The organism is Streptomyces pratensis, from assembly GCF_037137275.1.
GTDB classification, from domain to species: Bacteria; Actinomycetota; Actinomycetes; order Streptomycetales; family Streptomycetaceae; genus Streptomyces; species Streptomyces pratensis_B.
Window position 1 is genome coordinate 186894 of record NZ_JBBBEN010000092.1, and the last position, 20797, is coordinate 207690.

The following is a 20797-nucleotide window of genomic DNA, read 5'->3' on the forward strand; positions in this document are numbered from 1 at the left end:
TCCTCATGGCCCACCCCGCCCTCCTCGTCGTCGCCCACGGCAGCCGTGACCCGCGGCATGCCGCGACGGTGCACGCGCTCACCGAGCGGGTCCGGTCCGAGCGGCCGGGCCTGCGCGTGGAGTGCGCGTTCCTGGAGTTCAACGCCCCCGCGGCGCCCCGGGTGCTGGAGCGGCTGGCCGCGCAGGGCGCCGACGACGTGGTCGCCCTGCCGCTGCTGCTCACCCGGGCCTTCCACGCCAAGACCGACATCCCCTCCGTCCTGCGCGAGGCCCGTGCCCGGCTGCCCCGGATGCGCCTGCGGCAGGCCGAGGTGCTCGGCCCGTCCCCGCTGCTGAACGCCGCTCTGGGGCGGCGGCTGCGGGAGGCCGGGGCCCGCCCCGGCGACCTCCCCGGGACCGGGCTCGTCCTGGCCTCCGCGGGGTCCTCAGACCCGGAGGCGATCGCAGTGATCGCTGAAATCGCGCGGGAGCTGCGGCACACCGGTTGGTGCGCCGTGCGGCCTGCGTTCGCCTCCGGTTCCCTTCCCCGGACCGAGGACGCGGTGGCGTCCCTGCGCGCCGAGGGGGTGCGCCGGGTGGCGGTCGCCCCGTACGTCATCGCGCCCGGCCGGCTCCCCGACCGCATCGCGGCCGGAGCAGCCGCGAGCGGGGCGGACGTGCTGGCCGGCGTGCTGGGCCCGGCCCCGGAGCTGGCCCGGCTGCTGCTGGACCGGTACGACGAGGCACGGCTGACGGCGCGGGTCGCGCTCTCGGCCTGAGCGGGGCCGGCGGCGGCGCCGGAGGGCACTCAGGACTCGGTGAGCGGGTCGTCGAGAAACGGGTCGTCCACGAACGGGGTCGCCTGGTGGAAGTAGAGCCGCCAGCCCTGCGGGGTCAGCCGCCACAGGGAGCTGCGGTGCGAGCGGAGCCCCTTGGACTCGGTGTCGAAGGTGAGGTGCACCAGGTCGGTGCAGAGCTGCGCCCCCCGCATCCGCGACGCGGTCAACGGGCCGGGGCGCGGGGCGTCCCGCGCGGTCAGTGACGCGATGATCGTCTCCCGGTCCCAGAGCCGGCCGCTGGTGCCGATCTCCCGGAACTCCGGGTGCAGCAGCGCGGCGAGGAGGTCGGCCGAGGCCCGTACCACGGGGTCCAGCAGGCGGAGTTCGCCCTCGATCGCTGCGGCCTCGGCGGGCGTCGGCTCAGACACGGGTCAGCTCCACGAGTTCGGTCACGGTGTTCCAGTTGCGGCTGGTGGCGGTGAGCCCCTCGGTGCGGCGGGGGCGTGCTAGAGCGGCGGCCAGCCTGGAGCGGCCGAGCCCGTCGGGGGCGTACAGATACAGGCAGCGGTCGCCCAGCGCGAACTCCTCCGGCAGGTGGGCCGACGCGTCGATCCCCGCGAAGCGGTCGGCGTCCACGGGAGCGTCGTAGAAGGTCACGTGGAGCTGCGCGCCCGCCGGCCGGGCGGCGGGGAAGGGGCAGGCGTCGGCGACGGCGGCGAGATAGCCGCCGCCGCGGACCACGCAGTCGACGGTGAACCCGAAGCGCTGGTGGAGGGCCTTCTCCAGCTCTGCGGCGAGGGCGCCCTCGTCCTCCCGGTCACTGCGGAAGACGGCGTTGCCGCTCCGCAGGTAGGTGGAGACGCCGGTGTGCCCCAGTCCGGTGAGCACGGCGCGCAGTTCGGGCATCGGGACCCGCTTGCCCGCGCCCACGTTGATCCCCCGCAGCAGCGCCGCGTACGTCGTCGTCATGGGCCCACACCCTAAGGGGTTCCTGCGGAGGGTGTCGCACACCGGCGGGCACGGCGACGCCATCACCCGCCGTCTGTCGGCGGGCTGCCGCCGGCACGGGCGCGCGGCCGACCCCGGCGCGGGACCGCGAGGCGTTCCGCCGCGGAGCTCTTCCGCCTCGGAGCCAGGGGCGCCGCCGACGTTGTGCCGAAGCGCTTCGACACCAACGCTGGCGATACACCCGACGGAAGAGCTGCGCTCCCCTGGGTCGGTGTTTCGGTGCGTGCGAATCCCTTGACCAGGCCGGTGTTTGCTGAAACGGTATCGAAACTCCAGTCGTTCACGTCCGCCGTCGAAGCGTTTCGACACAAGAAGTCCAGATGTGGGATACCAGCGCCGAAACCCCCCGCTCCTCGTGGAGCTGTCGCGGGCGCGCCGGTTCGTCCGCCGCCGCCCGCGGGAGGAGCCCGGGGGCGGCGGACACCCCCTAGGGGCCCGCACGGCGCCGGCCCCGCCCTCCTCCCGTTCACGCCCCCCTACACCGAGGAACACGAGATCCCGATGAAGTTCACCGACGGTTTCTGGCTGATGCGCGAGGGCGTGCACGCCTCGTACGCCACCGAGGTCCGCGACCTCCAGATCGGCGCCGACCACATCACGGCCCACGCGGCCGTCAAGCACGTACGTCAGCGCGGGGACACCCTCAACACGCCTCTGCTCACCACCGAGTTCTTCTCGCCCGCCGACGGGGTCATCGGCGTCCGTGTCACCCATCACGCGGGCAAGCGCCGCCTCGGACCCGACTTCGCGCTCCCGGGGGCGGGGGCCGGTGCGGGCCGCACCCGGCGCGAGGGCGACCTCGTGGAGCTGCGCAGCGGACCGCTCACTCTCCGCCTCGACACGGGGAAGGCGTGGACCCTCGACTTCCTGGACGACCGCGGACGCCGGCTGACCGCCGCAGAGCGCAAGGGCACCGCCTTCGTCACCGCCCCCGACGGCGCCCATCACACGGCCGTCCAGCTCGCCCTCGGCGTCGGCGAGCAGATCTACGGCCTGGGCGAGCGCTTCACCCCCTTCGTCAAGAACGGGCAGAGCGTCGACATCTGGCAGGCGGACGGCGGCACCAGCAGTGAACAGGCCTACAAGAACATCCCCTTCTACCTCTCCTCCCGGGGCTACGGAGTCTTCGTCAACCACCCCGGCAAGGTGTCCTTCGAGGTTGGCTCGGAGTCCGTGGGCCAGGTCCAGTTCAGCGTCGAGGACCAGTCCCTGGAGTACTACGTCGTCGCGGGCCGCACCCCCAAGGACGTCCTCGCCCGCTACACCGCGCTCACCGGCCGCCCCGCCCTCCCGCCCGCCTGGTCGTTCGGCCTGTGGCTCACCACGTCCTTCTGCACCGCCTACGACGAGACCACCGTCACCTCCTTCGTCGACGGCATGGCCGAGCGGGACATTCCGCTCTCCGTCTTCCACTTCGACTGCTTCTGGATGCGCGAGTACCAGTGGTCGGACTTCCAGTGGGACCCGGAGACCTTCCCCGACCCCGAGGGCATGCTGGCCCGCCTGAAGTCCCGCGGGCTGAGGATCAGCATGTGGATCAATCCGTACATCGCCCAGAAGTCGGCACTGTTCGCGGAGGGCGCGGCCCGCGGGTATCTGGTCCGCCGCCCGAACGGCGACATCTGGCAGTGGGACCTGTGGCAGGCCGGCATGGCCCTGGTGGACTTCACGAACCCCGCGGCCCGTGCCTGGTTCCAGGACAAGCTGCGGCCGCTGCTCGCCCAGGGGGTCGACTGCTTCAAGACGGACTTCGGCGAGCGCGTGCCCACCGACGTCGTCTGGCACGACGGCTCGGACCCCGAGCGGATGCACAACTACTACGCCCAGCTCTACAACCGGACCGTCTTCGAACTCCTGGAGGCGGAGCGCGGCAGCGGCGAGGCCGTCCTCTTCGCCCGCTCGGCGACGGCAGGCGGGCAGCAGTACCCCGTCCACTGGGGCGGTGACTGCTTCGCCTCCTTCGAGGCCATGGCAGAGTCGCTGCGCGGCGGGCTCTCCCTCTCCCTGAGCGGCTTCGGCTTCTGGAGCCACGACATCGGCGGCTTCGAAGGGACTCCGGACCCGGGCGTGTTCAAGCGGTGGCTCGCCTTCGGCCTGCTCTCCTCGCACAGCAGGCTGCACGGCAACGTGTCCTATCGGGTGCCGTGGGAATTCGGCGAGGAGGCCGTCGAGGTCGCACGACGCTTCACGCTGCTCAAGCACCGGCTCATGCCCTACCTGTACGGGGCGGCCGTCGAAGCCCACACGACCGGGGTCCCCGTGATGCGGCCCATGCTCCTGGAGTTCCCCGACGACCCCGCCTGCCGCACCCTGGACCGGCAGTACATGCTCGGCCCCGACCTGCTCGTCGCTCCCGTCTTCACCGCGGACGGAGAGGTGGAGTACTACCTGCCGCCGGGCGCCTGGACCCACGTGCTCACGGGGGAGACGGCAGCCGGTCCGGCGTGGCGGCGGGAGCGGCACGGCTTCGACAGCCTGCCGCTGTTCGTGCGCGCCGGGGCGGTGCTGCCCCTCGGCGCGGACGACCAGCGGCCGGACGCGGACTGGCTGGACGAACTGACCTTGCGCGTCCACCCGGTCCCGGGAGGCGCGCCGTCGCGTCGTTCGGTCACGGTGCCCGACCTCGCCGGCGGGGTCGCGGCCGTCTTCCACGTCGCACAGGACGGGGACGGTGTGCGCGTGCGCGCCGAGGGAACGGACCGCGCCTACCGCGTGGAGGTGGTCGGCGGCGGCTCCGCGCGGGGCATGGGCGACGTGGCCGTGCCCCTGCCCTGACGGGCCGGGGCCGGGGGATGCGGACCGCCCCCGGCCCGGGCCCCTCGCCCGCGCGGGTCCGCGCTCGACGCCGGGCGCGCGGGGAAGCACGGCGGAGCCCGGCGCCGGGAGGCGGCGCCGGGCTCTCTCGTGGCCGTGCCCGCTCAGCCGGTGAAGGAGACCCTGGCCAGACGTACGGGGCCGCTCAGCCGGACGTGCAGGTCGTGCACGCCGGAGAGCGAGAGGGCGGCGGCGGCGGTGACGTAGCTGTACGGGCCGTCGGCCACGGGCGCGTACGAGGCCAGGAGCGTCCCGTCCGCCAGGCGCAGTTCGACGGCCGCGGGACCGGTCGCGGCCATCTCCGCCGAAGCGGTCGCGGCTCCGGCGCCGAAGTCGCAACGGCGGAAGACCAGTTCCCCGGCGCCCGCGTCCGGGACGGTCACCGCGTCGCCCGTCGTCCTGGTCCGGTCCACGATCACGGTTCCGTGCTGCTCGTCGTAGTCGGCCGCCTCCAGGCCGTCGTCCAGCACGGCCCGCACGGCGACGTCGTCCTGGTCGATCCACAGACCTGCGGTGAGGCGGACGTCCGTGCTCGACGCGCCCACGAGGACGTCGTACCGCCCCGTGCCGACCGCCCACCGGCCCCGGGCCACGTCCCAGAAGCCGAGGTCCGCGACGGGCACCTCGAACTCCAGCCGCCGGCCCGCGCCGGGGGCGAGGCGGACCCTGCTGTGGGCGGCGAGCTGCCGCAGCGGTCTGGCCACGGCCGAGTCCGCCGCCCGCACGTACACCTGGGCGACCTCGTCCGCCTCGCGCGCTCCGCTGTTGGTCACGGTGAAGGAGACCCGGACGGTGTCGCCGACGCGCGCGGCCGACAGGTCGCCGTAGGCGAAGGAGCTGTAGGCCAGGCCGTGGCCGAACGGGTAGAGCGCGGCGCCCCCGTAGTACAGGTAGGTCTGGCGGCTGCCGATGACGTCGTAGTCCAGCAGGTCGGGCAGCTCGGCGTCGGACGCGTACCAGGTCTGCGGCAGCCGACCCGCCGGGGACACGTCGCCGGCCAGGACCCGGGCGAGCGCGGCGCCCGCCGCCTGTCCTCCGTGGGCGGTCCAGAGCAGGGCGGGCAGGGCGGCGTGCGCGTCGGCCACCGCGTACGGGTAGGAGGAGACGAGCGCGAGCGCCGTGCGGGGCTGCGCGGCGCGGGCGGCCTGCCACAGCCTGCGCTGATGGTCCGGCAGGTCCAGCGTCGTGCGGTCCTCGGTCTCGCGGCCGTTGATGTGGGGGTCGTTGCCGGCGACGACGACGACCACGTCGGCGTCCGCGGCGGCGGCGGCCACGTCGTCCGCGCCGTGACTCACGACGACGATGTCGAAAACATCTCCTTCGGCGGCAACCTTGAGGCCTTCGGCGGTCACCGACACGTGCAGGCCCGTACCGACATGCGCGAGGAGGTGGCCCGCACCGTGTTCCTCCAGCCGGAACGTCTCCTGGACCACCCACCCCCCGGGCTGGTCGGCGGAGGCCCGCAGGAAACCGTCCTCGGCGACCGACACGTAGTGGCCGTCGGGGGCGCGGAAGGTGAGCAGCCCCTCGCCCCAGTCCACCATGGCGAACACCGTCGGGTCCCCGCCGACGGTCAGCGGCGCGAGATCGGTGCGCCCCCTGAGCAGCGCCGGGTCGAGCGCTCCCTCCGCTCCGCGCGCCCTGCCCGTGGCGGACGAGGAGGGGGCGTGCACCCAGCCCTCCGCCGTCCGCAGGCGGACCCGGTCGACGCCCTCGGTGAAGGAGACGTTCTCCGCGCCGAAGCGGGCGCGCAGCCCGTCCAGGGGTGTGGAGCGGTGGATCAGCGTTCCGCTGTACCAGTCGAGCTTGCAGGCGTCGGCGAGCAGCCCGACCAGGGCGATGCGCGTCCCCTCGGCCAGCGGCAGCAGGCCGTCGTTCTTGAGCAGCACGACGGCCTGCTCCGCAGCCTCCTGCGCGAGCGCACGGTGCTCCGGGGTGTCGAACGCCTGCCCCGTGGCATAGGGGTCCAGCTCGGGGTCGAACTCCCCGAGGCGAAAGCGCATGCTCAGGAGCCGGCGTACCGCCTCGTCGACCACCTTCTCCTCGACCAGCCCTCGCGCGAGGGCCCCGCGGACCCGTCCGACGATGACGGAGGAGTCCTGGCCGTGGTCGGTGAAGCTGTCCACGCCGGCGCGGAGGGCGGCTGCCGTGGCCTCCTCGTGGGTGTCGTAGTAGTGCTCGGAGTCGACCAGGTTGGAGGGGGCGCCGGCGTCGGAACAGACCACCAGGGACTGGTCGGTCCATGTGCGCAATTGCTCGTGCAGCAGGGGCGAGAGGTGGTTGGGCCTGCCGTTGACGAGGTTGTAGGACGGCATCACTCCGGCGACCGCACCCGATTCCACGGCGGGGCGGAACGCCCGCAGGTCGTACTCGTGCAGGACGCGGGGGCGGACCGAGGAGGAACACGTGTCCCGGTCGGTCTCGTTGTTGTGGGCCAGCCAGTGCTTGAGCACCGGCGCGGTGCGCCAGTAGACGGGGTGGTCGCCGCGCAGGCCGCGGGTGTAGGCGACGGCGATGGCGGAGGTCAGCCGGGGGTCCTCGGAGTATCCCTCTTCGTTGCGGCCCCACAGCGGGTTCCTCAGCAGATTGACCGTGGGGGCCCAGACGTTGAGGCCGACGCGCGGGTCTGCGGCCCGCATGGCGCGCGCCTCCGTGCCGACGGCCTCTCCGACCCGGCGTACGAGGTCCTCGTTCCAGGTGGCGCCCAGCCCGAGGGCCTGCGGGAAGACGGTGGCGGGCCCCATCCACGCGACGCCGTGCAGGGCCTCCTGACCGGTACGGAACGCCCCGACGCCCAGGCGCTCCACGGCGGGTGCGAACTGGTGCAGCATCGCGATCCGTTCGTCTCGGGTGAGCCGCGCGAGGAGGTCCTCGACGCGCTCGTCGAGGGGGCGGGCAGCGTCACGGAAGGACGGCCGGGTGTCTGTCACAGGGTTCCCCAAAGGTGAGCGTTCCGGCGATTGCCGCCAGGTTCGAAGCGCTTCGATGCTGAAGGTGATGGTGAGGAGGTGTCAAGAGACCAGCAGGCACGGCCGGGTGTTTTCCGGGTTGCAGAGAAATCGATCCATGCGGCGTGACGAAAGCGAGGCGAAAGAATTCCGGGGCGACTCTTGAACGGCCTGCCTTCCTCACTTAACCTCGCTGCAACATCGAAGCGCTTCGACGCACGGTTCGAAGGCCGCTGGTCGCTTCGTACCTCTCCGCTCGCCTCATCCGCCGACTCGCATGCGTACGGCCGCTCTCGCACGTCCTTCGGCTGCCCGCATGAAGAAAGGGGCAACGCCATGCCCGACACCCAGGCTCCCAGCCGGAGAACGTTCCTGAGCTCCACCGCTGTGGCCGCGCTCGCGGTCGCCGGCGGTGCGCCCCTGCTCGGCGCGTGCAGCGGTTCGTCCGACGCCGGCTCCGCCGAGGGCGCCACCACGGGCAAGCAGCTCCGGGGCATCCTCCCGGCCTTCGTCGGGTCCGACGTGGTGAAGCCGGACCTGCCGAGCGCGAACGGCTCCGCCGTGGGCTTCACCACCGCCCCGTCGGCCTCGAAGCTCGCGGTCTCCGTGCCGGAGAAGCTCGGCCGGGGCGGCGGCGTCACCGTCATGGCCCCGCTCTGGGGCACCTCGCCCAAGGACGGCAACCCGTACTGGACGGCGATGAACGAGGCCATCGGCGTCGAGGTGAAGTGGCAGAACCAGGACGGCAACACCTACGGCCAGAAGCTCGGGGCCGTCCTCGCCTCCAGCTCCGTCCCGGACGTCGTGGTGGTCCCCGCGTGGGAACTGGGCGGGAAGATACCCAGCGCCATCAACAACAAGTTCGCCGACCTCGGCCCGTACCTGTCGGGGGAGAAGGTCAAGGAGTACCCGAACCTGGCGGCGATCCCCACCGGCGCCTGGCGGCGGGCCGTCTTCGGCGGCAAGCTCCGCGGTCTGCCCATGCCGTCCAGCGACATCCCCAACATCGCCCCCTTCTACCGGTCCGACCTCTTCGAGGCCAAGGGCTACCAGGCGCCCACGACCACCCAGGAGTTCTTCGAACTGGCCAAGGAGGTCACCTCGGCCAGGAACAAGGTCTGGGGCTGCGGCGACATGACCTGGGCGGCGTTCAAGTTCTTCGGGGTCCTCGACGAGAAGCCCACCTGCTGGAAGCTCGTCGGTGACAAGCTGGTCCACCGCATCGAGACCGACGAGTACCTCGAAGCCCTGGCGTGGTCCCGCTCCCTCTACTCCGCCGGGCTCGTGCACCCGGACGCCAAGGCCGAGAGCGGCGACATCGGCAACCTCTTCACCGCCGGCCAGGTGTGGATGTACAACGCCGACATCTCCGACTGGTACGGCAAGACCGTCGTCCAGCGGGGCGACAAGCCCGACTTCGCCATGGCCGCCATGGACTACTTCCATCACGACGGCGGCGACCCCCGCCTCTTCGCCGGCTCGCCCTCCAACATCTGGGCCTTCGTCAACAAGAACGCCGACGAGAAGACGATCCGGGACGTTCTCGCCGTCGCCAACTTCACCGCGGCCCCGTACGGCACCAAGGAGCAGCGCCTCAAGGCGTACGGCGTCGAGGGAATCCACCACACGCTCGACGGCGATGAGATCACCAAGACCGAGGCGGGCAACAACCAGGTCTTCGCGACCTACGAGTACATCGCGAGCCCCCAGCAGTTCTTCGCCTACCCCAACCACCCCGACGTCGCCGAAGGGATGGTGCGCTGGCAGCAGCGCATGGGCGCGTTCGTCACGAAGCCCCTCTTCTACGGCATGCAGGTGCAGGAGCCGAACCGCTGGGCCGAGCTGAGCAGCCAGTTCGAGGACCTGGAGAAGGACATCGTGCGCGGCCGGAAGAAGGTCGGCGACATGCAGCAGGCCGTGTCGGACTGGCGCTCCCGCGGCGGCGACCGGCTGCGCGACTGGTACCGCGAGCTGCTGGACGAGGCCGGCGACCAGGCGTCCTGACAGAACGGCCGGAGGGGGTAGCGAGGAGAGAGAACGTGGCGCAGAGCAAGACGGCGGGTCCCGACCGCGCCGTTGACGACGGCACAGCGGACCGGGCGCCGGCCGGCCCGCGCGAAGCCCCCGGGAGGGTGGGGCGGGCCACCGTCCCCTCCCCCGCGCCCAAGGGCGTCGACTGGAGGATCAGGCTGCGTCGCGACCGCACGCTGATCCTGATGACGCTGCCCGCGGTCCTGCTGGTCCTGGTCTTCAACTACGTACCGCTCATCGGCAACATGGTGGCGTTCCAGGACTACGACCCCTACCTCGGGGACAACGCCTGGCAGGCCGTCCGCGAGAGCCCCTGGGTGGGGATCGAGCACTTCCAGCGCATGGCGGAGGACCGGCTCTTCCTCCAGGCGCTGGGGAACACCCTGACGATCTTCCTGGTGCAGCTCACCCTGTTCTTCCCCGTGCCGGTCATGCTCGCGCTCCTCATCAACAGCTTCGTCCGGCCCCGGGTCCGCGCGGTGGCTCAGGCGGTGCTGTACCTGCCGCACTTCTTCTCCTGGGTCCTGGTGGTCACCATCTTCCAGCAGATGTTCGGCGGGGCCGGCATGCTGTCCCAGACCCTGCGCGAGCACGGCCACGAGGGCATCGACCTGATGACCGATCCGGGCCTGTTCAAGTTCCTGATCACCTTCGAGATGATCTGGAAGGACGCGGGCTGGGGCGTCATCGTCTTCCTCGCCGCCCTCTCCGCCGTCAGCCCCGACCTGTACGAGGCGGCGGCGATGGACGGCGCCGACCGATGGCGGCGGATGTGGCACGTGACGCTGCCGGCCCTGCGCCCCGTGGTCGCCCTGCTGCTCGTGCTCCAGGTCGGCAACGCGCTCACCGTCGGCTTCGAGCAGATCCTGCTCCAGCGCACCGCGGTCGGCCCGACGGCCGCCGAGGTACTCGACACCTACGTCTGGAACGTCGGCATCCAGTACGGGGACTTCAGCTACGCGGCAGCCGTCGGCATCGTCAAGGGAGTCTTCGGCCTCTGCCTGGTGCTGGCGGCCAACAAGGTCGCCCACATGATGGGCGAACAGGGGGTGTACAAGCGATGAGCGCCGTGTTGAGCGCCACGCGCCGCGGGGGCTCCCGCGGCCGGCTGCGGCCGGTGTGGGAGGAGGAACCGCGCCGTGCGGGTCTGGCGGCGAAGGGCACGGTCCTGGTCCTCGCCTGCGCGGCGGTCCTCTTCCCGCTGTGGATCGTGATCGTCACCAGCCTGTCGTCGGTGAAGACGATCACCGCGGCCGGCGGGCTGGTCGTCGTCCCCCGTGAGATCACCTTCGTCGCCTACCAGGAGCTGCTCAGCGGGGGGCAGGTCACCCGAGCGGCAGCGGTGAGCCTGGGGGTCACGACCGTCGGCACGCTCTTCAGCATGACCGTCTCCGTGCTGTGCGCCTACGGGCTGTCCCGCACCGATTCACTGCTGCACCGGCCGCTGCTCGTGACCCTGCTCGCCACCATGTTCTTCGGCGCCGGTCTCATCCCCACCTACCTGCTGGTGCAGGGGCTCGGACTGACCGACACCTATCTCTCCCTCATCCTCCCCAGCGCGGTGAACGTCTTCAACGTCCTCGTGCTGCGCGCCTTCTTCATGGGGGTGGCTCCCGAACTCATCGACAGCGCCCGCATCGACGGCGCCGGGGACGTCCGCATCCTGTGGAAGATCGTCATGCCGCTGTCCCGCGCGGTGCTCGCCGTGATCGCGCTCTTCTACGCCGTCGGCTACTGGAGCGCCTGGTTCAACGCGTCGATCTACCTGAGCGACCAGAACATGATGCCGCTGCAGAACGTGATGATGCAGTTGGTCCTCAAACAGGAACGCCCCACCGGCCTGGCGCAGGCCATCAACACCGGCCAGCTCTCGCCCCTGTCGATCCAGATGGCCGTCATGGTGCTCGCCCTGCTGCCCGTGGCCGTCCTGTCGCCCTTCGTCCAACGGCACTTCAAGAAGGGGATGCTCACGGGCGCGGTCAAGGGGTGACGCTCCGCGCGGCGACCGGGCCCCGGGCGCCCCGGCCTCGCGCGCTCCCTCTCCCCGGGCCATCGCCCCCCGTCGACGCAGCACGCTCCTGCCGACGCCGGCTCCGCCCGCCCCGATGCCGGGCGGACACGGCGGCTCCTCCTTTGCACCGCAACCCCACGGCCCCACGAAGAGAGGTTCCAGCCATGTCCATGCCTTCACACCAGCCGGGCAGACGCGCCGTACTCGCCACAGGCGTCGTCGCGGGCCTTGCGGCCTGGCCCGCGCTGTCCGCGGCCGAGGCCGTCGCCGCCCCCGCGTCGTCCACCAAGGCGGCCGCCGCCCAGCGGCACCGCTGGCGTACCGCCGTCATCGGCGGGACCGGCTTCGTCACCGGAGTCCTCTTCCACCCCCGGGTGCGCGGGCTCGCCTACGCCCGCACCGACATCGGCGGCGCGTACCGATGGAACAGCCGCACACGGGCGTGGGTCCCCCTCACCGACCACCTCGGCTGGGACGACTGGAACCTGCTGGGGGTGGAGGCCATGGCCGTCGACCCCCACCACCCCGACCGCCTCTACCTCGCCCTGGGCACGTACTCCCAGAGCTGGTCGGAGAACGGAGCCGTGCTGCGCTCCGAGGACCGCGGCGCCACGTGGTCCCGCACCGACCTGCCCGTGAAGCTCGGCGCCAACGAGGACGGCCGCGGCGCGGGCGAGCGGCTCGTCGTCGACCCCGCGGACAGCGACACCCTCTGGCTCGGCACCCGTCACGACGGACTGTGGAAGTCCGCGGACCGCGGTGCGACCTGGGCCCGGTCCGCGTTCGCGCCCGAGCCGGTGGCGAGCGGGCAGGGCATCACCCTTCTCGTCGCCGCCGGGCGGACGCTGTACGCGGGGTGGGGCGACGGCGGCCCGGCCCTCCACCGCCGCCGCTCCGACGGCACATGGGAGCCCGTCCCCGGACAGCCGGGAGGCGCGTCGGCCCGCGTGCCCATCCGGGCCGCACACGACGACGCGACCCGTACGCTCTACGTCACCTACGCCGACGCCCCCGGGCCCAACGGCCAGAGCGACGGCAGCGTCCACGCGCTGAACACCGTCACCGGCGCGTGGAAGGACGTCACCCCCGTCCGGCCCGGCGGCACCACGTCGGGCGGGGCGCGCGACGCCTTCGGCTACGGAGGCGTCGCGGTCGACGCCTGCCGGCCGGGCACCCTGGTGGTGTCGACCAACAACCGCTGGGCGGACATCGACACCGTCTTCCGCTCCACCGACGGCGGACGTACCTGGAGGTCCCTCAAGGAGGGCGCCGTCCTGGACGTGTCCGAGACGCCGTACCTCCGCTGGGGGGACAGCCGGCCCAAGTTCGGCTGGTGGATACAGACGGTCGCCATCGACCCCTTCGACTCCCACCACGTCGTCTACGGCACCGGCGCCACCCTCTACGGCACCCGGGACCTGGTGCACTGGGCACCGGAGATCCGCGGTCTGGAGGAGAGCGCCGTACGGCAGCTGGTCTCCCCGCCCGAGGGCACGGCCCACCTGATCAGCGGACTGGCCGACATCGGCCACATGTACCACGACTCGCTCACCGCCTCGCCCTCCCTCGGCATGGCCACCGGGCCCGTCTTCGGCACCGCGACCGGACTGGCGACGGCCGCCCTGAAGCCCTCGTACGTCGTGCGGACGGGCTGGTCCGACAGCCGCAACGGCGCCTGGTCAGAAGACGGCGGCAGAACCTGGCGTCCCTTCACGAGCCAGCCGGAGATCGCCGCCACGGCCCCCGGCCCCATCGCGGCCGGCGCCGACGGCCGCACCCTGCTGTGGTCGTTCGTCCACTGGGACGGCTCCACGCACGCCACCCACCTCTCGACCGACAACGGCGCCACCTGGGCCGAAGTGAGCACCTTCCCCCGCGGGGCCACCCCCGTCGCCGACCCGCTGGACCCCCAGCGCTTCTACGCCTACGACACGGTGAACGGCGCCGTCGTCCGGTCGGTCGACGGGGGACGGACCTTCGCCCCCGCCGCCACCGGGCTGCCCTCCGGCGACGTCCAGTTCCGCATCGCCGCCGCCCCCGGCCGCAGCGGCCACCTCTGGCTCTCGGCCAAGTGGAACGGGCTGTACCGCTCCACCGACGGCGGCCGCACCTTCACCAAGGTCGCCAGCTGCTGGGCCTCCTACACCCTGGGCTTCGGCAGGGCCGCGGCCGACGGGGGCTATCCGGCGGTCTTCCAGGTCGGCGCCGTCGACCAGACCACCGCCGTCCTCCGCTCCGACGACGAGGGCGCTTCCTGGGTCCGGATCAACGACGACGCCCACCAGTGGGGCTGGATCGGCGAGACGATCACCGGTGACCCCCGTATCCACGGCCGCGTCTACCTCGGCACCAACGGCCGCGGCATCCAGTACGCCGACCCCGTCTGACCCCTCGGGCAGTCCCCTGCCCCCGTGACGAAGCGAGCCCGCCCATGCCTTCCCTCAACGACGCCACCGGCTCCCGTGTCCTGTTCGGCGGCGACTACAACCCCGAGCAGTGGCCGGAGGAGACCTGGCTCGACGACGTACGTCTGATGAGGGAGGCGGCGGTCACCTCCGTCACCGTCGGGGTGTTCTCCTGGGCGAGGATCGAACCTCGCCCAGGAGAACGCGACTTCGGCTGGCTGGACCGGCTGATGGACCTGCTGCACCAGCACGGCATCGGGGTCGTCCTCGCCACCCCGACCGCCTCGCCGCCGGCGTGGATGGGGTCCCGGCACCCCGAGACGCTGCCGCGCGGCGAGGACGGGTCGGTCATCTGGTACGGCTCACGCCAGCACTTCTGCCCCAGCTCCCCCGTCTACCGGGCCTACGCGGCGGCGATCACCGAGGACCTCGCGGAGCGCTACGGGGACCACCCGGCCCTGCGCATGTGGCACGTCAACAACGAGTACTGCACCTTCTGCTGGTGCGACGAGACCGCACGGCACTTCCGCCGCTGGCTGCGCCACCGGTACACCACGACCGAAGCGCTCAACGAGGCCTGGGGCACCGCCTTCTGGAGCCAGCGCTACGACACGTGGGACGAGGTCATCCCCCCGCGCAAGGCCCAGTACCTGCGCAACCCCTCCTGCACGCTCGACTTCCGGCGCTTCACCTCCGACGCCCTCCTGGAGTGCTTCACCGCGGAGCGCGACATCGTCGCCGCGCGCACGCCGCACATCCCCGTCACGACCAACTTCATGCCGTTCTGGACCGGACAGGACGCGTGGGCGTGGGCCCGGGAGGAGGACGTCGTCTCCGTCGACGTCTACCCGGACCCCACCGACCCGCTGGCCGGCCAGTACGGAGCGATGATCCAGGACATGACCCGCTCCCAGGCCCGGGGGCCGTGGATGGTGATGGAGCAGGCGGCGGGCGCGGTGAACTTCCGCAGTGTCAACGTGCCCAAGCCGCGGGGCCTGGGCCGGCTCTGGTCCCTCCAGTCCGTCGCCCGCGGCGCGGACGCGGTCTGCCACTTCCAGTGGCGGCAGTCGCGACAGGGCTCGGAGAAGTTCCACTCGGCCATGCTCCCGCACGCCGGGGAGCACGGCCGGGTCCACCAGGAGATCAGGCAGATCGGCGCCGAGCTGTCCCGATGCGGCGAGCGGGTCGCGGGCACGCACGTCGTCTCCCAGGTGGCCATCCTCCACGACTGGGAGTCGTGGTGGGCAGGTGAACAAGAAGGCCGGCTCTCCGCCCGGGTGCACTACCCCGCCATCGTCCGTGCCTGGCACCGGGCCCTGTGGGAGGCCGGCGTCACCACCGACTTCGCCCACCCCGAGCACGATCTGAGCGCCTACCGCCTGGTGGTCGTCCCGCATCTGTACCTGCTGACCGACACCGCCGTCGACAACCTCGTCGCCTACGTACGCGGTGGAGGCGTGCTCGTCTCCGGCTTCCTGACCGGGGCCGCGGACAGGGACGACCGCATCCGCCCCGGCGGCATGGACGAACGCCTGCGCGACCTGTTCGGCATTCGCATGGTCCAGGAGCGGTGGCCGCTGCCCGAGGGCGAGGAGGTGGCATGCGACGGCCCGCGGCCCTTCCGGGGGACCCTCTGGGCCGAGGAACTGGAGCCGTCCGACGCCGAGACCGTCGCCGCCTACCGGAGCGGGGAACTCGCCGGCCTGCCCGCCGTGCTGCGCAGGGGGCGTGCCTGGTACGTCTCCACGCTGCCCGAGCCGGCGGCCCTCAGCGAGCTGCTCACCCGGATCGCCGACGAGGCGGGCGTGCGCCCCGTCGTGGAGGATCTGCCGCCCGGTGTGGAAGCGGTCCGCCGCGGCGACCTGCTCTTCCTGCTCAACCACGCGCCCGGGCCGGTGACGGTCGGCCTGCCGGGCCAGTACCGGGAGCTGCTGACGGGTGGTCCGGTGGACGGTTCGGTCCGTCTGGAACGCCACGGCGTGGCGGTCCTGGCGTGAGACACGGGACGTGGGAGCCGCGCCCCGCGAAACGCTGGGAGGACGCGTTCCTCAGTGGCAACGGCCGGCACGGGGCGATGGTGTTCGGAGCCCCTGACGACGAGCGCGTCGTCGTCAACCACCACACCCTGGTGCGCCCGAACGGCAGCGAGACCGCCCGCCCGCCGGCCCTCGCCGGTGAACTCCCCGCGCTGCGGGCCGCCCTGCTGGCAGGCGACACCACGGCGGCGGAGGACTTCGGCGCGGGCCGTCCCCACCTGTGGGTGCAGCCGTACCACCCCGCCTTCCAGATCCGCGTACGACGCGCGGGGGCCGAGCGGGAGGCGGACTACCGCCGGCAGGTGGACTTCACCACCGGGGTCGTGAGCGCGGTGAACGACCGTTGGCACAGCGACGTCTTCGTCTCGCGCGCCGACGACGTGATCGTCCACCGGATGACCGACCGGCCGGGCGCGCTGAATGCCGACGTCCACCTCGACGAGCGCCTGGCCGGGCTGCCGGAGGGGCTGAGCTTCTCCCGCTGGGTCGGGTGCGAGGAAGACGGCCGCCATGGCGCGACGGCCGTGCTGGGGCTGCGCACCGAGTACGCGAACGGGCAGACCGCCTTCACGGGGACGACCCTCGTGGCCGTCACCGGCGGCCGCACGGCGGCGGTCGGCGACAGGCTGCGGGTGACGGGCGCCTCCGCGCTCCTGCTGCTGACCCGAGTGGAGCGGCACCCCGCGGGGGAGGACCCCGGAACGACGCACTCCGACGCGCTGCGCGCCCTGCTCGAAGGGGGCACGGGCCGCCGCCCCCGCCCCACGGCCGCACCCGGCCCGAACGAGACCGCCGGCACGGTGTACGCGCGGCTCCTCGAACGGCATCTGCCCGCCCACCGCGACGCCTACCTCCGCGCCGGACTCGACCTGACGAGCGATCCCGCGGACAGAGAGCTGCCGGGCAGCGCGCTGCTGGGCCGGCCGGACAGCCCGGCACTCCTCGAACGGCTCTTCGCGGCGGGCCGCTACCACCTCCTGTCCTCCAGCGGCATGCTGCCGCCTCGCCTCACCGGACTCTGGACGGGCGACTGGGACACCGCCTGGTCAGGCGCCTTCACCACCAACGCCAACCTCAACCTCCAGGTGTCGTCCGCCGCCGCCGGGGCACTGCCCGAGGTCTCCCGGGCCCATGCGGAGCTGGTCCGGGGTCAGCTGGCCGACTGGCGCGACAACGCCCGTGAGATCTTCGGCGCCCGTGGCATCGTCGCCCCGTCGCACACCGACGGGGCGAGCGGCCACACCCGTCACTTCGAACGCGCCTACCCCCTGCATCTCTGGACGGCGGGCGCGGACTGGCTGCTCCACCCCTTGGTCGACGAGGTCCTCACCAGCGGTCGGCCCGACCCCTGGCTCGCCTCCACGCTGGTCGAGGTCGCGCTGTTCTACGAGGACTTCCTCGTCAGCAACGGCACCGACGGACCCGTGACGGTGGTTCCCTCGTACTCACCCGAGAACCGTCCCGCCAACGCGAGCTGGGTCACCGTCGACGCCACGATGGACATCGCCGCGGCCCGGCACGCCCTGATCACCGCCGCCGCCTTCCGCCCCGGCCATCCGCGCGCCGAGCACTGGCGGGCGCTCGCCGACCGGCTCCCCTCCTACCGGGTCAACGGGGACGGGGCCCTCGCCGAGTGGGTCCGTCCCGGGCTGGAGGACGCCTACGACCACCGGCACATCAGCCACCTGTACCCCGTGTGGCCGCTCGACGACATCAACCCCCACGACACCCCCGCCCTGGCCGCAGCCGCCCGGCGGGCCCTGGAACTGCGCGGCACCGAGAACGACTCGGCCCACGGCCGCCTCCACGCCGCCCTCGTCGCCGCCCGGTTGCGCGACGGACGGCTGGTGGGCGGAGCACTTCGGGACGTGCTGCACGGTGACTACTTCCACCACTCCTTGATGAGCGCCCACTACCCGGGCCGGGACGTGTACAACGCGGACGCCGCGCACACGCTTCCCGCCGTGCTCATCGAGTGCCTGGTGCAGTCGGCCCCCGGCCGGCTGGTGCTGCTGCCCGCGGCGCCGCCGGACTGCGCCGAGGGGACCTTGCGCGGTGTCCGCACACGGTTCGGAGCGCGCCTGGACCTGAGCTGGTCCGCGGAGGGCGCCACCGCCGTGCTGTGGCCGTCGAGCGACCGGACGATCGACGTGATCGCGGGAGACGACCGCTACCCGCTGACCCTCGTCGCCGACGAGAAGCGGGTCCTCTCCGTGCCCAGGAGGGTCTGATCACCGCCCGGCCGGGAGGAGTCCCCCGTACGCGCCGCCCGCCCGGCCCCCACCACGCTCCGGGCGGCCCGCCACCGCGAGCGCCTCGTCCCAGCGGGCGGAGGGGCCCCGGTCACCCGCCGGCGGGCGCCGGTCCGCTGCTCGCGCGGACGACGAGTTCCGGCGCCAGGAGGACGACCTCGTCATCGGCCTCCCCCTCGATCTTGGCGATCAGGCGGCCGACGGCATGACGCGCCATCTCCCGTGCCGGGATGGTGACGGAGGTCAGCCGGACCGAGCCCTGGAGGGCGACCTGTTCCGGGCAGACGGCGACGACCGAGATGTCCTCGGGAACCGCTCGCCTGTCCTGCCGCAACAGGCTGAGCAGCGGCTCCACCGCCTGTTCGTTCTGCACGACGAAGCCCGTGACGTCGGGGCGTTCGGTGAAGATCTGTCCGAGGGCGCCGGCCATCGAGGCGTACGTCCCCTCGCACGGGCGGTGCAGCACGCGCACCCCGAGCTGCTGGGCACGGGCCCGCAGGCCGTCGATCGTGCGCTCCGCGAAGCCGGCCTTCCGCTCGTAGACGGCGGGGGCCTCGCCGATCACGGCGATCTCGCGGTGCCCCGACTCGGCCAGGTGCTCCACGCACAGGGCGCCGGCCCGGGTGAAGTCCAGGTCGACGCAGGTGAAGCCGGTGGTCTGCGAGGGCAGGCCGATGAGCACGGCGGGTCGGCCGCTCTCCCGCAGCAGGGGGAGCCGGGCGTCGTCCAGCTCCACGTCCATCAGGATGATGGCGTCGACGAGGCCGCTGGCGACCACCCGGCGCACGGCGGCGGGCCCCTCCTCGCCGGTGAGCATCAGGACGTCGAAGCCGTGTTCCCGGGCGTTGGCGGCGACCGCGATGGCGATCTCCATCATCACCGGTACGTACATGTCCGTGCGCAACGGCATCATCAGCGCGATGATGTTGGATCTGCTGCTGGCCAGCGCCCGGGCTCCCGCGTTGGGGTGGTAGCCGAGTTCCGTGATGCTGCGCTCCACCCGCCGCTTGGTGACCTCGGAGATGGTTCTCTTGCCGCTGAGGACGTAGCTGACCGTGCTGGCGGACACTCCGGCATGCTGCGCCACGTCGGCGAGGGTGACCATCGGGATCTCCAGGGAAAGTGAAGCGCTTCGACAGCGCATTTCGTGCTGTTACCGCAGAGCACTTGCACACTAGTCCGACCACCGGGCCATGTCCAGAGCTGAACGTCGAAGCGCTTCGACGCCATCGGGCTCGGCTCAGCGCGCCAGTTCGGCTTCGATGAGGTCAGCGGCCCGCCGGGCGCCGCCCTCCTGTGCCACCTGCTCGCGCAGCCGTGCGCACCGGGCGGCCACCTCGGGGGCGTCCACCAGGGCGAGCACGGCGTCGCGCAGGGTCGCGGCGTCCGCCTCCTCCGCCGGAACGTGCCGGGCCACGCCCAGCGCCTGGAGCATGTCCGCGTTGCCGAACTGGTCGACGGCCTGCGGGACGGCGACCATCGGGGTGCCGGTCGCGAGGCCTTCCTGACTGCCGCCCGCACCGGCATGGGTGATGAAGACGTCGGCCTGCTTCAGCACCGCCACCTGCGGCACCCAGGTGCGCACCTCGACGTTGCCGGGCACGGCGCCGAGTTCGGCCGGGTCGACGTGAGCGCCGATCTGCAGCACCACGTGCCAGCCGGGCCGGCCGCCGAACGCGGCGACGCACTCCCGGTAGAAGGCGGGCTGCTTGGTGAACGAGGAGCCCAACGAGACCAGCAGCACCTTCTCCGCGCCGGGCGGCCGCCGCCACTCCCCCTGGTCGGAGCGGTCGCCCTGGCAGGCTCCGACGAAGGTGTACATCGCGCGGTCCACCCGATCGGCGTTCGGCTGGAGCGCCTCGGGGATGAGGACGAGACCGCGGCGCGGGCGGGAGACGAAGTCGTCGCTGGAGACGTGGCCGAGGCCGTTCTCCGCGAGCCAGCCGGCGAAGCGCGCGTAGTACGCCTTGCCCCGCTCGGTCTGCTTCAGCTCGGCGGTCATCGGCTCGCCGACCTCCTGCTCGTACCCCTGCCAGGGCACCAGGTTGGGCCAGAGGGAGACGGCGGGGACGCCCCAGCGGTGGGCGAGGACCCGGGCGGGGTAGGACGTGATGTCGTGCAGGACGAGGTCGGGCTCGTCTCCCGCGAAGGCGTCGGCGAGTTGCGGGAGCGCCTGGATGCCGTCGTCGAGGAAGGGTTCGATGTTGTCGATGAGCTCGGCGCCCCAGGCGTCGGGGTCCTCGTCGGTCGGCAGGATGGAGGTCCAGATCACCGGCTCGGCGCCGACGGCCGCGACCTTCTCGGCGAAGGAGGCCGGGATGGCGTAGCTGACGCGGTGTCCACGGTCGACGAGTTCACGGATGACGTCGAGGCTCGGGTTCACATGACCGTGGGCGGCGATGGAGAACATGGCGATGTGGGCGCGCGGGGATTCCGTCATGTCCGTCACCGTAGACGAGACGATACGTCTCGTGCAATCAATTTCCGCGGTCCCGGCCCCGCGTCGGCGGCGGCCACCCGTCCCTGCCGGCGTT

The 20797-nt window shown here is 72.4% G+C and carries 12 protein-coding genes and 1 pseudogene; 8 read left to right on the plus strand and 5 right to left on the minus strand.

From position 1 onward, the window contains the following. Positions 1–5: 5 nt before the first annotated feature. Positions 6–758, plus strand: coding sequence for a sirohydrochlorin chelatase (locus tag V9U70_RS17755; protein WP_336676384.1), 753 nt, complete (start codon positions 6–8; stop codon positions 756–758). 29 nt (positions 759–787) lie between these two features. Here V9U70_RS17755 and V9U70_RS17760 read toward each other — a convergent pair whose 3' ends face one another. Further along, the gene (locus tag V9U70_RS17760; protein ID WP_336676385.1) at positions 788–1186 is read right to left on the minus strand and encodes a nuclear transport factor 2 family protein; all 399 of its coding nucleotides are present in this window, start codon (positions 1184–1186) and stop codon (positions 788–790) included. Further along, positions 1179–1727, minus strand: coding sequence for a DUF1697 domain-containing protein (locus tag V9U70_RS17765; protein ID WP_336676386.1), 549 nt, complete (start codon positions 1725–1727; stop codon positions 1179–1181). The genes V9U70_RS17760 and V9U70_RS17765 overlap by 8 nt, the downstream gene beginning before the upstream one ends. 540 nt (positions 1728–2267) lie before the next feature. Between V9U70_RS17765 and yicI the strand changes: the two genes are divergently transcribed. Then, a complete protein-coding gene (gene yicI, locus V9U70_RS17770) occupies positions 2268–4541 on the plus strand; it encodes an alpha-xylosidase (protein WP_336676387.1) in 2274 nt (757 codons plus the stop codon). A 143-nt stretch (positions 4542–4684) separates the two neighbouring features. Here the strand turns inward: yicI and V9U70_RS17775 are convergent, their stop codons facing one another. Further along, positions 4685–7510, minus strand: a complete 2826-nt coding sequence (locus V9U70_RS17775; RefSeq protein WP_336676388.1) for a glycoside hydrolase family 3 C-terminal domain-containing protein — start codon at positions 7508–7510, stop codon at positions 4685–4687. Between the two features lie 354 nt (positions 7511–7864). Between V9U70_RS17775 and V9U70_RS17780 the strand changes: the two genes are divergently transcribed. The 6 genes from V9U70_RS17780 to V9U70_RS17805 all read left to right on the plus strand — a co-directional run bounded on the left by V9U70_RS17780 (position 7865) and on the right by V9U70_RS17805 (position 18242). Continuing rightward, the gene (locus V9U70_RS17780; RefSeq protein WP_336676389.1) at positions 7865–9532 is read left to right on the plus strand and encodes an extracellular solute-binding protein; all 1668 of its coding nucleotides are present in this window, start codon (positions 7865–7867) and stop codon (positions 9530–9532) included. Positions 9533–9567: 35 nt separating this feature from the next. Further along, positions 9568–10623 (plus strand): ABC transporter permease, encoded by a 1056-nt coding sequence (locus tag V9U70_RS17785; protein WP_419723992.1) that lies wholly within the window; start codon positions 9568–9570, stop codon positions 10621–10623. Then, positions 10620–11549, plus strand: coding sequence for a carbohydrate ABC transporter permease (locus tag V9U70_RS17790; protein WP_336676391.1), 930 nt, complete (start codon positions 10620–10622; stop codon positions 11547–11549). Before V9U70_RS17785 ends, V9U70_RS17790 begins: the two co-directional genes overlap by 4 nt. Before the next feature lie 191 nt (positions 11550–11740). Then, positions 11741–13957, plus strand: a complete 2217-nt coding sequence (locus V9U70_RS17795) for a 1,4-beta-glucanase (RefSeq protein WP_336676847.1) — start codon at positions 11741–11743, stop codon at positions 13955–13957. Positions 13958–14001: 44 nt separating this feature from the next. Further along, on the plus strand, positions 14002–15972 hold the full coding sequence (locus V9U70_RS17800) for a beta-galactosidase (protein ID WP_336676392.1): 1971 nt from the start codon (positions 14002–14004) through the stop codon (positions 15970–15972). Beyond that, positions 15969–18242, plus strand: coding sequence for a glycosyl hydrolase family 95 catalytic domain-containing protein (locus tag V9U70_RS17805; protein ID WP_336676393.1), 2274 nt, complete (start codon positions 15969–15971; stop codon positions 18240–18242). Before V9U70_RS17800 ends, V9U70_RS17805 begins: the two co-directional genes overlap by 4 nt. A gap of 112 nt (positions 18243–18354) precedes the next feature. Here V9U70_RS17805 and V9U70_RS17810 read toward each other — a convergent pair whose 3' ends face one another. Next, positions 18355–19368, minus strand: coding sequence for a LacI family DNA-binding transcriptional regulator (locus V9U70_RS17810; protein ID WP_336676395.1), 1014 nt, complete (start codon positions 19366–19368; stop codon positions 18355–18357). Positions 19369–19503: 135 nt separating this feature from the next. Next, a pseudogene (mgt, locus tag V9U70_RS17815) lies at positions 19504–20740 on the minus strand (macrolide-inactivating glycosyltransferase). Positions 20741–20797: the final 57 nt, after the last annotated feature.

What these genes read in the sequence shown, in the direction of transcription:
- V9U70_RS17755 (WP_336676384.1), top strand. Translation starts at nt 6, where the DNA reads ATGGCCCACCCCGCCCTCCTCGTCGTCGCCCACGGCAGCCGTGACCCG.
- V9U70_RS17765 (WP_336676386.1), bottom strand. Translation starts at nt 1,727, where the DNA reads ATGACGACGACGTACGCGGCGCTGCTGCGGGGGATCAACGTGGGCGCG.
- yicI (WP_336676387.1), top strand. Translation starts at nt 2,268, where the DNA reads ATGAAGTTCACCGACGGTTTCTGGCTGATGCGCGAGGGCGTGCACGCC.
- V9U70_RS17780 (WP_336676389.1), top strand. Translation starts at nt 7,865, where the DNA reads ATGCCCGACACCCAGGCTCCCAGCCGGAGAACGTTCCTGAGCTCCACC.
- V9U70_RS17790 (WP_336676391.1), top strand. Translation starts at nt 10,620, where the DNA reads ATGAGCGCCGTGTTGAGCGCCACGCGCCGCGGGGGCTCCCGCGGCCGG.
- V9U70_RS17795 (WP_336676847.1), top strand. Translation starts at nt 11,741, where the DNA reads ATGCCTTCACACCAGCCGGGCAGACGCGCCGTACTCGCCACAGGCGTC.
- V9U70_RS17800 (WP_336676392.1), top strand. Translation starts at nt 14,002, where the DNA reads ATGCCTTCCCTCAACGACGCCACCGGCTCCCGTGTCCTGTTCGGCGGC.
- V9U70_RS17810 (WP_336676395.1), bottom strand. Translation starts at nt 19,368, where the DNA reads ATGGTCACCCTCGCCGACGTGGCGCAGCATGCCGGAGTGTCCGCCAGC.